The organism is Variovorax atrisoli 110B, from assembly GCF_000382045.1.
GTDB lineage: Bacteria > Pseudomonadota > Gammaproteobacteria > Burkholderiales > Burkholderiaceae_C > Variovorax > Variovorax atrisoli.
On record NZ_KB907456.1, the window covers coordinates 358,744 to 369,313 of the forward strand.

10 protein-coding genes are annotated in these 10,570 nt (G+C 67.9%); 3 read left to right on the top strand and 7 right to left on the bottom strand.

Annotated features, from left to right (window positions below):
- Nucleotide 1 precedes the first annotated feature (1 nt).
- From G369_RS0121345 to G369_RS0121375, 7 genes are all read right to left on the bottom strand, one after another.
- On the bottom strand, nucleotides 2–1,375 hold the full coding sequence (locus tag G369_RS0121345; RefSeq protein ID WP_019656073.1) for an aminotransferase: 1,374 nt from the start codon (nucleotides 1,373–1,375) through the stop codon (nucleotides 2–4).
- A 39-nt stretch (nucleotides 1,376–1,414) separates the two neighbouring features.
- On the bottom strand, nucleotides 1,415–2,317 hold the full coding sequence (locus G369_RS0121350; protein WP_019656074.1) for a 2-hydroxyacid dehydrogenase: 903 nt from the start codon (nucleotides 2,315–2,317) through the stop codon (nucleotides 1,415–1,417).
- Nucleotides 2,314–3,951, bottom strand: coding sequence for an ABC transporter ATP-binding protein (locus tag G369_RS0121355; protein WP_019656075.1), 1,638 nt, complete (start codon nucleotides 3,949–3,951; stop codon nucleotides 2,314–2,316). The genes G369_RS0121350 and G369_RS0121355 overlap by 4 nt, the downstream gene beginning before the upstream one ends.
- A gap of 2 nt (nucleotides 3,952–3,953) precedes the next feature.
- On the bottom strand, nucleotides 3,954–4,796 hold the full coding sequence (locus G369_RS0121360) for an ABC transporter permease (protein ID WP_019656076.1): 843 nt from the start codon (nucleotides 4,794–4,796) through the stop codon (nucleotides 3,954–3,956).
- Between the two features lie 15 nt (nucleotides 4,797–4,811).
- Entirely contained in the window at nucleotides 4,812–5,786 is a 975-nt protein-coding gene (locus G369_RS0121365; RefSeq protein ID WP_019656077.1) for an ABC transporter permease, read from the bottom strand.
- A 77-nt stretch (nucleotides 5,787–5,863) separates the two neighbouring features.
- Entirely contained in the window at nucleotides 5,864–7,426 is a 1,563-nt protein-coding gene (locus tag G369_RS0121370) for an ABC transporter substrate-binding protein (protein ID WP_019656078.1), read from the bottom strand.
- 48 nt (nucleotides 7,427–7,474) lie between these two features.
- Nucleotides 7,475–8,287: a class II aldolase/adducin family protein gene (locus G369_RS0121375; protein ID WP_051127615.1), complete on the bottom strand. Its 813-nt coding sequence runs from the start codon at nucleotides 8,285–8,287 to the stop codon at nucleotides 7,475–7,477.
- 386 nt (nucleotides 8,288–8,673) lie between these two features.
- Here G369_RS0121375 and G369_RS0121380 point away from each other — a divergent pair, with 386 nt between their 5' ends.
- The 3 genes from G369_RS0121380 to G369_RS37710 form a co-directional block, all read left to right on the top strand.
- The gene (locus G369_RS0121380; protein WP_019656080.1) at nucleotides 8,674–9,423 is read left to right on the top strand and encodes an electron transfer flavoprotein subunit beta/FixA family protein; all 750 of its coding nucleotides are present in this window, start codon (nucleotides 8,674–8,676) and stop codon (nucleotides 9,421–9,423) included.
- 2 nt (nucleotides 9,424–9,425) lie between these two features.
- On the top strand, nucleotides 9,426–10,358 hold the full coding sequence (locus G369_RS0121385; RefSeq protein ID WP_019656081.1) for an electron transfer flavoprotein subunit alpha/FixB family protein: 933 nt from the start codon (nucleotides 9,426–9,428) through the stop codon (nucleotides 10,356–10,358).
- Nucleotides 10,359–10,432: 74 nt separating this feature from the next.
- The coding region (locus G369_RS37710; protein WP_157773749.1) for an acyl-CoA dehydrogenase N-terminal domain-containing protein at nucleotides 10,433–10,570 on the top strand (138 nt) is incomplete at its 3' end.

The following is a 10,570-nucleotide window of genomic DNA, read 5'->3' on the forward strand; positions in this document are numbered from 1 at the left end:
GTCAGTGCTCCTTCTCGAAGCGGTCCATCGCGCGCGTCAGGCGCGCGAACAGGTCGTCCAGCTCGGCCCGCGTGATGATCAGCGGCGGGCACAGGCCGATGCTGTCGCCCATGGCGCGCACGATCAGGCCTTCTTCCAGCGCCAGCGCGGCGAAGCGGTAGCCGGCCTTGCGGTCGGCGGCGAAGGGCGTGCGCGCGGCCTTGTCGGCCATGAGCTCGATGGCGCCGATCAGGCCCACGCCGCGCACGTTGCCCACCCAGGGCCGTTCGGCGAAGGCGCGCAGCCCGGCCTGGAAGACGGGGGCGAGTTCGCGCACGTGGTCGAGGATGCGCTCGTCCTCGTAGACCTTCAGCGTCTCCAGCGCCACGGCGCAGGCGACCGGGTGGCCCGAATAGGTGTAGCCGTGGCCGAAGCTGCCGAGCTTGCCGCTGTTGGCGGCGATGGCGCTGTGCACCTTCTCGTTGACCATGACCGCCGAGATCGGCACGTAGCCCGAGGACAGCGCCTTGGCGCAGCTCAGGATGTCGGGCTGGATGCCGAAGGTCGTGGAGCCGAACATGTTGCCCGTGCGGCCGAAGCCGCAGATCACCTCGTCGGCGATCATGAGCACGCCGTACTTGCGCAGCACGGCCTGCACCTTCTCGAAGTAGCCGGCTGGCGGCACCAGCACACCGCCCGCGCCCATCACCGGCTCGGCGATGAAGGCGGCCACGGTCTCGGGCCCTTCGGCCAGGATGGTCTGCTCCAGCTGCTGCGCGAGGCGGCTGGAGAAGTCCTGCTCCGTCTCGCCGGGTTCGGCATAGCGGTAGTGATGCGGGCAGTCCACGTGCAGGAAGCGCGCGGGCGCGGTGGCGATGGGCAGGTCGAAGTCGCGGTGGTTGCCGTCGAGCCCGCCCATGCTGGCGGCGGCCACGGTCACGCCATGGTAGGCGTTGCGCCGCGCGATGATCTTCTTGCGCTGCGGCTGGCCGATGGCGTTGTGGTAGTACCAGACCATCTTCACCGCGCTGTCGTTGGCCTCGGAGCCCGAGTTGGCGAAGAACACGCGCGCCATGGGTGATGGCGCCAGGGCCAGCAGCCGCTCGGCCAGGTCGGCCACCGCCACGTTCGTGCGCTGGTTGAAGGTGTGGTAGTAGGGCAGGGTGTCCAGTGCCTTTGCGCCGGCCGCGGCCAGGCGCTTGTTGGAGAAGCCCAGCGAGGCGCACCACAGGCCCGACATGGCCTCCAGGTAGGGCTTGCCCTGTTCGTCGACGACGTGGATGCCGTCGCCCTCGACGATGACCAGCGGCGGCGTCTGCGGCAGCGCGGCCAGGTTGGTGTACGAATGCAGGTGGGTGGCGACGTCCTTGTCGCCGGTGCCGAGGGGTTCTGCCATGGGGTTCCTCTTTGAATGTCGGGCGCTGAAAGAAGGCGGCTACAGGCTCGCCAGGTTGTCGTGGGTCTGACGCGCGATGGCCTCGGGCCGGGTGCGGGTCGCGATGTGGGGTGTGACGATGATGCGCGGATGGCTCCAGAAGGGGTGGGCCGCCGGCAGCGGCTCCTCCACGAAGGCGTCCAGCACGGCGGATGCGATCTGGCCGCTCTCCAGCGCCGCGAGCAGGTCTTCCTGCACGAGGTGGGCGCCGCGCCCGGCGTTGACCAGGCGCGCGCCGCGCGGCAGTTGAGCGAACAGCGACGCATCGAGGATGCCGCGCGTGTCGTCGGTCAGCGGCAGCAGGCAGACCAGGGTGTCGCAGCCGGCCAGGAATTCGGCGCGCGCCGCATCGCCGTGGAAGGCCTCGATGCCCTCGGGCAGATCGCTCTTGGGGCTGCGGCTCCAGCCGCGCACGCGGTAGCCGATGGCGAGCAGCGCCCGCGCGACCGACTGGCCCAGCACGCCCAGGCCGGCAATGCCCACGCGGTGGAGCCGGGGCGGCTCGATGGGCGCTTCTTCCCAGGCCGCGCGGCGCTGGCTCTCGAGATAGGAGCCCATGTGTCGCTGGCCGTGTACCACGGCCCACGCCACGTAGGCGTTCATGCCGTCGGCCATGTCGGGGTCGACGATGCGGCGCACCGGCACGTCGGGAAGCGCCGGGTCGCGCGTGATGTGGTCGGTACCCGCTCCCACCGACTGCACCAGCCGCAGGCGGGGCATGCGCGCGAGCAGCCCCGGCGGCGGCGACCAGCAGACAACGGCTTCGATCTCGCCGAGCGCGTCCAGCTCCTGCACCTCGGTGTCGATGCGGTGCAGCCGCGCCTGCGGAAAGCGTTCGCGGAAGGCGGGCTGCAGGTAGCCCATGGCGATCTGGTCGGAAACCAGTGCGATGTCGAGCGTCATGCGGCCACCGCCTGTTCCGCTGCCGCCGCCGAGAGCCTCGGCTGCGCCTCGATCAGCGTGCGCGTGTACGCATGCTGCGGGTTCGCCAGCACCCTGGCGGTCTGGCCGTACTCGACGATCTCGCCGCGCTGCATCACGGCGATGTGGTCGCACATCTCGCCGGCCACCCGCAGGTCGTGCGTGATGAACACCATGGCCAGCTGGAAGCGCTCGCGCACCTCGGCGAAGAGCTTCAGCACCTGGGCCTGCACCGATACGTCGAGCGCGGAGACAGGCTCGTCCGCCACCAGCAGCTGCGGCTCCATGGCCAGGGCGCGCGCGATGCCGATGCGCTGGCGCTGGCCGCCGGAGAACTCGTGCGGAAAGCGCTCCGCCGCGTCGGGCTTGAGGCCCACCAGCTCCAGCAGCTCCATTGCGCGGGCCATGGCCTGGGCCTTGGGCACGCCCTGGGCGATGGGGCCGGCCGCAATGGCCGGGCCGATGCGGTGGCGCGGATTCAGCGAGGCATACGGGTCCTGGAACACCATCTGGATCTTTCCTTGCGACTGCGCCCGGAACTGCGCGCCCGATTGCAGCGTGCGACCCTTGAACAGCACGCGGCCGCTGTCGAAGGGCGCGAGGCCCACGATGCAGCGGCCCACGGTCGACTTGCCCGAGCCGGACTCGCCGACCAGCCCCAGCGTCTCGCCGCGGCGCAGCTCGAACGACAGGCCCTTGGCCGCCTCCACCCGGCGGCCCTTGCTGAACAGGCCGCCGCCGGTCACGTAGGTCTTGCGCAGCTCCTGCACCTGCAGCACATGCTCGACGGGGCGCTGTTCGGCCGGCGCGCGCACCTGGCCGTTCGGAATGGCCGCGATGAGCTTGCGCGTGTAGGCGTGCTGCGGCCGTGCCAGCACGGCAGAGGCCGGTCCGGCCTCGACCACCTCACCCGTCTGCATCACGACCACCTCGTCGGCGATCTCGGAGACCACGCCGAAGTCGTGCGTGATGAACAGCACCGCCGTGCCCTTGCGCTGCTGCAGCTCGCGGATGAGCTTCAGGATCTGCGCCTGCGTGGTCACGTCGAGTGCGGTGGTGGGCTCGTCGCAGATCAGCAGCGCCGGCTCCAGCACCAGCGCACAGGCGATCATCACGCGCTGGCGCTGCCCGCCGGACAGGCGGAACGGATAGCTGTCGATCAGCACCTCGGGCTCGGGCAGGCCGACGTCGGCCAGCGCCGCGAGGATGCGCTGGCGCTTCTGCGCGGCCGAGAGCTTCACATGGGCGTCGAACACCTCGGCGATCTGCTCGCCGATGCGCATCACAGGGTTCAGCGCCGTCATCGGCTCCTGGAACACCATGCCGATGCGCCGGCCGCGCAGCGTGCGAAGCTGTGCCTCGTCGAGCTGCAGCAGGTCCTGGCCGTCGAAAAGGATGCGGCCGGCCACGGGCTCCACGTGCGGCCGCGGCAGCAGGCCCATGATGGCGTTGGCGATCATCGACTTGCCGGAGCCCGATTCGCCGACCACGCACAGCGTCTGGCCCGGCAGCAGCTGCAGCGAAGCGCCGCGCACCGCCAGTTCGCGGTCGGCCCCCTGGGGCAGGCGGATGTCCAGGCCCTGGACGTCGAGCACGGGAAGTACGAGCTTTTCCATTTTCATTTGCCCCTCCCGTCGGCGCGCGCGTTGAGGCCGTCGTTCAGGCCTTCGCCGACCAGGTTCAGCGCGAGCACCGTGAGCAGGATGGCCACGCCCGGGAACACCGCCATCCACCAGGCCTGACGCAGCACCGTGCGCGCCGAGCCGACCATGTAGCCCCAGCTCATCTGGTTGGGGTCGCCCAGGCCCAGGAAGCTCAGGCTGGATTCGAGCAGGATGGCCGTGGCCACCATCAGCGAGGCCATCACCACGATGGGCGAGGCGGCGTTGGGCAGGATCTGCGTGAGGATGATGCGCGGCGTCGACTGGCCCGCCAGCTGGGCCGCTGCCACGAAGTCGCGCTGGCGCAGCGTCAGGAACTCGCTGCGCACCAGCCGCGCCACCGGCGGCCACGACACGATCGCGATGGCCGTGACGATCGACTGCACCGAGGGCTGGAAGATGGCCACCAGCACGATGGCCAGCGCGAAGCTCGGGATGGCCTGGAACAGCTCGGTGAAGCGCATCAGCGTGGCGTCGATCCAGCCGCCGAAGTAGCCCGAGACGGCGCCGATGCTCACGCCGATCAGCAGCGAGACCACCGTGGACACCACGCCGATCAGCAGCGAGACGCGCGCGCCGGTGACGATGCCCGACAGGATGTCGCGGCCCATGGTGTCGGTGCCCAGGAGCAGGCCCTGTTCCGCCATGGGCGCCGCGAAGGGCGTGCCGACCATGTCCCAGGGGTTGTTCTGTGCGACGAAGGGCCCGAGGGCCGTGACCAGCGCCACCAGCATCAGCACGATCAGGCCGAAGACCGCGCCCTTGTTGCGGCTGAAGCGCCGCCAGAATTTGCTTTTCATGAAGGGCTCCTTGGCTCAGCTCAGCTCGATGCGGGGATCGACGAGCGTGTAGACGAAGTCGGTGATCAGGTTGAACAGCACGGCCATGGCCGCGGTGAACAGGAAGCAGCCGAGCAGCAGGTTGTAGTCGCGCTGCAGCAGCGCGTCGAACATGAGCCGGCCGATGCCGGGCCAGGCGAACACCGTCTCGGTGAGCACGGCGCCGCCGATCATTCCGCCGGCCTGGATACCGGCGAGCGTGACCACCGGCAGCAGCGCGTTGCGCAGGATGTGCTTGCGCTGGATGCGTCCGGGCGCCACGCCCTTGGCGCGCGCGGTCTTCACGAAGTCCATCTGCGCGACTTCCAGCATGGAGGCGCGCGTCATGCGCGCATAGACCGCCATGTAGAACAGCGCCAGCGTGAGCGAAGGCAGGATCAGGTGCTTGGCGATGTCCAGCGCCTTGTCGATGCCCGTGAGGTCCGCGCCCACGGTGAAGAAGCCGAAGGCGGGCAGCAGGTCGAGCTGCACCGTGAAGAGCAGCACCGCCATCATCGCCAGCCAGTAGAGAGGCGTTGCGTAGAACACCAGCGCGACCACGGTGATGAGGCTGTCCTGCCACTTGCCCGCGTTGCGGCTCGCCAGCGCGCCCAGCACGATGCCGAACAGCAGCGAGAGCCCGAAGGCCGTGCCCGTCAGCAGCAGCGTGGCGGGCAGGCGCTGCAGGATCAGGTCGACCACGGGCTGCTGCTGGCGGTAGGAGAAGCCCAGGTCGAGCTTGAGCACGTGGCCCAGGTAGTTGCCGAGCTGCACGGGCAGCGGCTGGTCGAGGCCGAACTGCTGGCGCAGCTGGGCCACGAACTGCGCGTCGGACGCGCCGGCCTCGCCGGCCATGACGGACACCGGATCGCCCGGCGCCGCGCGAACCAGCAGGAAGTTGACGGTGGCGATCACCAGCAGGGCCATCAGGCCCTGCAGCAGCCGCACGGACATGAACTGCAGTCGTTTCATGGCAAGCTCGATTCGGGCATGCGGTGGCCCGGCCCATCAGGTCGGCATGGCCCGGCGCCGCACGCGGGGGAGGGAGGTCAGGCCAGCTTGACGCGGCCCAGGCTGTCGTTCAGGCCGATGCCGGAGGACACCACGTTCTGGATCTTGGTGCGGTACAGCGTCGGGAAGTTGATCTCGTGCAGCCAGGCCACGGGCACCTCGTCGACCAGCAGCTTCTGCACTTCCAGGTAGATCGCGCGGCGCTTGGCCGGGTCGCTCTCGCGCGCACCGGCGGCGAACAGCTCGTCGACCTTGGGGTTGGAGTAGCCGGCCACGTTGTTGAAGGGCGAGCCCTTGGCGATGTTGTCGCTGGTGTAGTTGCGTGCCACGCCGAGCGCCGGGTCGCCGTACTGGTAGACGTAGGTGAAGGCCAGGTCGAAGTCCCACTCGCTGTTGCGCTGGTTCCAGCCGGCCACGTCGGTGGCGACCATCTCGATCTTGATGCCGGCCTGCGTGAGGTTCTGGCGCACGATCTCGGCCTGGCGCTGCCACGATTCGCCGTAGGGCAGCGGCAGCAGGCGCAGCGTCTCGCCCTTGTAGCCCGATTCGGACAGCAGCTTCTTGGCCTTGGCGAGGTCGCGCGGGTACTTGGTCACCTCGTCGCTGGCGTAGGCGATGTGGCTGTTGAACGGGCCGGTGGCCGGCTTGGCGTAGCCGTACCAGGCGACCTTGGCCATGGCCTCGCGGTCGATGGCGGTCCACACGGCCTGGCGGAACTTCACGTTGTTCATGGGCGCCGTGCGGTTGTTCATCCACAGCCAGCTGTGCGGCGCGAAGAACTCCCAGCCCTTGGTGGTCACGGCCGCGCCCGGCAGCTTGGCCAGGCGGCCCACGTCGAAGTACTCCACCGTGCCGCCCGGGGCGATGTCGACCTTGCCCGACTCGAAAGCCGCGGCGCGCGCGGCCGCGTCGGGGATGACGTGGAAATACACGCTCTCCACGCTCACGACGCCGGGCTGGTGGTAGTTCTCGTTGGCCACGAGATTGATGTAGGACCCCTTGACCCATTCCTTGAACTTGAGCGGGCCCGTACCGATAGGGGTGGCGTTGGCGGGGTTGGTCGCGAAGTCGGTGCCTTCGTAGATGTGCTTGGGCACCATCGGCATGGTGCCGTTCTCGAAGATGCCCATGAAGGGGCCGAAGGGCTGCTTGAGCTTGAACTCCACGGTGAGCGGGTCGAGCGCCTTGATCGATTCCACCTGCGCCAGGCTGGCGCGGAAGCGCGCGTGCGTCTTGCGCAGGAACACGTCGCACGAGAACACCACGTCGTCGGCGGTGAAGGGCTTGCCGTCGTGCCACTTGACGTTGGGCTTGAGCTTGAAGACGTAGGTCTTGCTGTCCGCGCTCACGGTCCACGAAGTGGCGAGCTGCGGCTGGGGCTCGAGCTTCTCGTTGTAGCGCAGCAGGCCTTCGTAGATGTTGCCGGCGATCAGCTGCGTGGGGCCGTTCTGCACGATGCCCATCATCAGGCCGGGCGGCTCGGGCTGCACCAGCACGTTGACGACACCCTTCCTGGCCTGCGCCAGGCTGTGCAGGGGCACCCCGGCGATGGACAGGCCTAGGGCGGCGGAGCCGGCTTGGATCAGGTTGCGGCGTTTCATCGGAGCGGACCTTTCGAAGTGGGTAGGGCAGTGAAGAACGGGTGAATCTCAGTCGCGGAAGGAGGCCGGGCTGGCCGGGGCCAGGCGCTGCAGGAGCGCGCGCCATTCGCGGGCGTAGGGGTCGTGCGGTGCGGAGGCGAGGCGGTTGGTGTCGCCGCTTTCGTACTGGCGCGCGGTCAGCTCGCAGACCTCCTCGGGCACCGGGTGCACGGCCTGGCCGGTGCCCTGGATGGCGACCTGCACGCGGCAGGCGCGCTCCAGGTTGTGCATCAGGATGAAGGCCTCGGCCACGCTGCGGCCCAGCGTGATCAGGCCGTGGTTGCGCAGGATCAGTGCGCGGGAAGTCGGGCCCAGGTCGGCGACCAGGCGCTCGCGCTCCTCGTGGTTGAGCGCGATCCCCTCGAACTCGTGGTACGTCACGCGGTTGTGGAACTGCAGCGCCCACTGGTTGCACGGCTGCAGCCCGCCGGCCAGCGAGGACACCGCGACACCGGCGACGGTGTGGGTGTGCAGCACGCAGACCGCGTCATGGCGCGCGGCATGCACCGCGCTGTGGATCGTGAAGCCGGCCGGATTCACGTCGTATTCGGAGGGCTCGACGATGTTGCCGTCCAGGTCGATCTTCACGAGCGAGGACGCCGTGATGTCGCGAAACAGCATGCCGAAGGGGTTGATCAGGAACTGGTCCGTGGTGCCGGGCACGCGCGCGGAGATGTGGGTGTAGATGCTGTCGTCCATCCCGTAGAGGGCGACGAGTCGGTAGGCGGCTGCCAGGTCCTGCCGGAGCTGGCGCTCCGCGGCCGTCATGGGCGGGCGGGCGCTGCCGCGTACGTCCGGGATGCTTCGTTCTGCTGTTTCCATTGAATCTCCGAAGATCGACTGTCAGCTGTCGACAGTATTCATCTTGCAGGTTGCGTGCCAGCCCAGACATCGGCGAAAACCCGGAAATCGGGGCAGATGGCGCCTTGGCGGAGTTGCGCGTGCACCGAGAGCGGGCGCGGTTCTCGATTTGCGTGCAAGCCGCACAGCACGATGGCGCGGATGCTCCGCGCTGGCGGCCTCACAATATCTTTGTCGGCCGAAAGGCTCAGTGCTTCGACGCTGCCTTATAATCACGAAAAAGCACGATCGTTCTTTTTTATGGCGCCAGCGCCAGCGGGAAGAATGGAGAGGCGGCAAAGGTCGCGCCCTAGAATGACCGGTTTGCCCTCGAAGCCCCCTTTTTGCAATCCAATGGAGTCAAGTCAATGAAGGTTCTTGTGCCTGTCAAACGGGTCGTCGATTACAACGTGAAGGTGCGCGTGAAGAGCGACGGCACCGGAGTGGACATTGCCAACGTCAAGATGAGCATGAACCCCTTCGACGAGATCGCCGTTGAAGAAGCGGTCCGGCTGAAGGAAAAGGGCGTGGTCACCGAAGTGATCGCCGTCTCCTGCGGCGACGCCAAGAGCCAGGAAACCCTGCGCACCGCCATGGCCATCGGCGCCGACCGCGGCATCCTGGTGGAAACCGCTGAAGAACTGCAGCCCCTGGCCGTGGCCAAGCTGCTGAAGGCCCTGGTCGACAAGGAACAGCCCCAGCTCATCATCCTGGGCAAGCAGGCCATCGACGACGACGCCAACCAGACTGGCCAGATGCTGGCTGCGCTGGCCGACCTGCCTCAAGCCACCTTCGCCTCCAAGGTCGAAGTCGCCGGCGACAAGGCCACGGTGACCCGTGAAGTCGACGGCGGTTTGGAAACTGTCGCGCTCACGCTGCCCGCAGTCATCACCACCGACCTGCGCCTGAACGAGCCGCGTTATGTGACGCTGCCCAACATCATGAAGGCCAAGAAGAAGCAGCTGGACACGGTCAAGCCCGAGGACCTGGGCGTGGACGTGAAGCCTCGCCTGAAGACCCTGAAGGTCGCTGAGCCGCCCAAGCGTGGTGCCGGCATCAAGGTGCCGGATGTTGCAACGCTGGTGGACAAACTGAAGAACGAAGCGAAGGTGATCTGAACATGACCGCACTTGTTATTGCCGAACACGACCACGCCAGCATCAAGCCGGCCACCCTCAACACCGTGACCGCAGCCCTGGCCTGCGGCGGCGACGTCCACGTGCTGGTGGCCGGCGCCAATGCCGCCGAAGCAGCCAAGGCGGCTGCCCAGATCGCTGGTGTCTCGAAGGTCATCGCAGCCGACAGCCCGAGCCTGGCCGAGAACCTCGCCGAGAACGTCGCAGCCCAGGTGCTGGCCATTGCCGGCAGCTACAGCCACATCCTGTTCCCCTCGACCGCCAACGGCAAGAACGTCGCTCCGCGCGTGGCCGCCAAGCTGGACGTGGCGCAGATCAGCGACATCACGGCCGTGGTGAGCGCCGACACCTTCGAGCGTCCGATCTATGCCGGTAACGCCATCGCCACCGTGCAGAGCAGCGATGCCACCAAGGTGATCACCGTTCGTACGACTGGTTTCGATGCCGCAGCCGCCACGGGTGGCAGCGCAGCCGTCGAATCGGCTGCAGGCGTGGCAGACAGCGGCAAGAGCAGCTTCGTGGGCCGTGAAGTCACCAAGAGCGAGCGTCCTGAGCTGACCGCCGCCAAGATCATCGTCTCGGGCGGCCGTGCCCTGGGCAGCGCCGAGAAGTTCACCGAAGTGATGGCACCCCTGGCCGACAAGCTCAACGCAGGCCTCGGCGCCAGCCGTGCAGCCGTCGACGCGGGCTACGCCCCCAACGACTGGCAGGTGGGCCAGACGGGCAAGATCGTCGCGCCCCAGCTGTACATCGCAGCGGGCATCTCGGGCGCTATCCAGCATCTGGCCGGCATGAAGGACTCCAAGGTGATCGTGGCGATCAACAAGGACGAAGAAGCCCCGATCTTCTCGGTGGCCGACTACGGCCTCGTGGCCGACCTGTTCACGGCCGTGCCGGAACTGGTGAAAGCGCTCTGATCGCATCGCTGCACTGAGCCAGAGGGCATCGTTCGCGATGCCCTTTTCGTATCCGCTGTATCTGGAGACATGACATGAGCTACACCGCCCCCATCAAGGACATGCTGTTCGACATCGAACACCTGGCCAACATCGGCGAGATCGCGAAGCTGCCCGGCTTCGAGGATGCCGGCCTCGAAACCGCACAGGCCGTGCTCGAAGAGTGCGCGCGC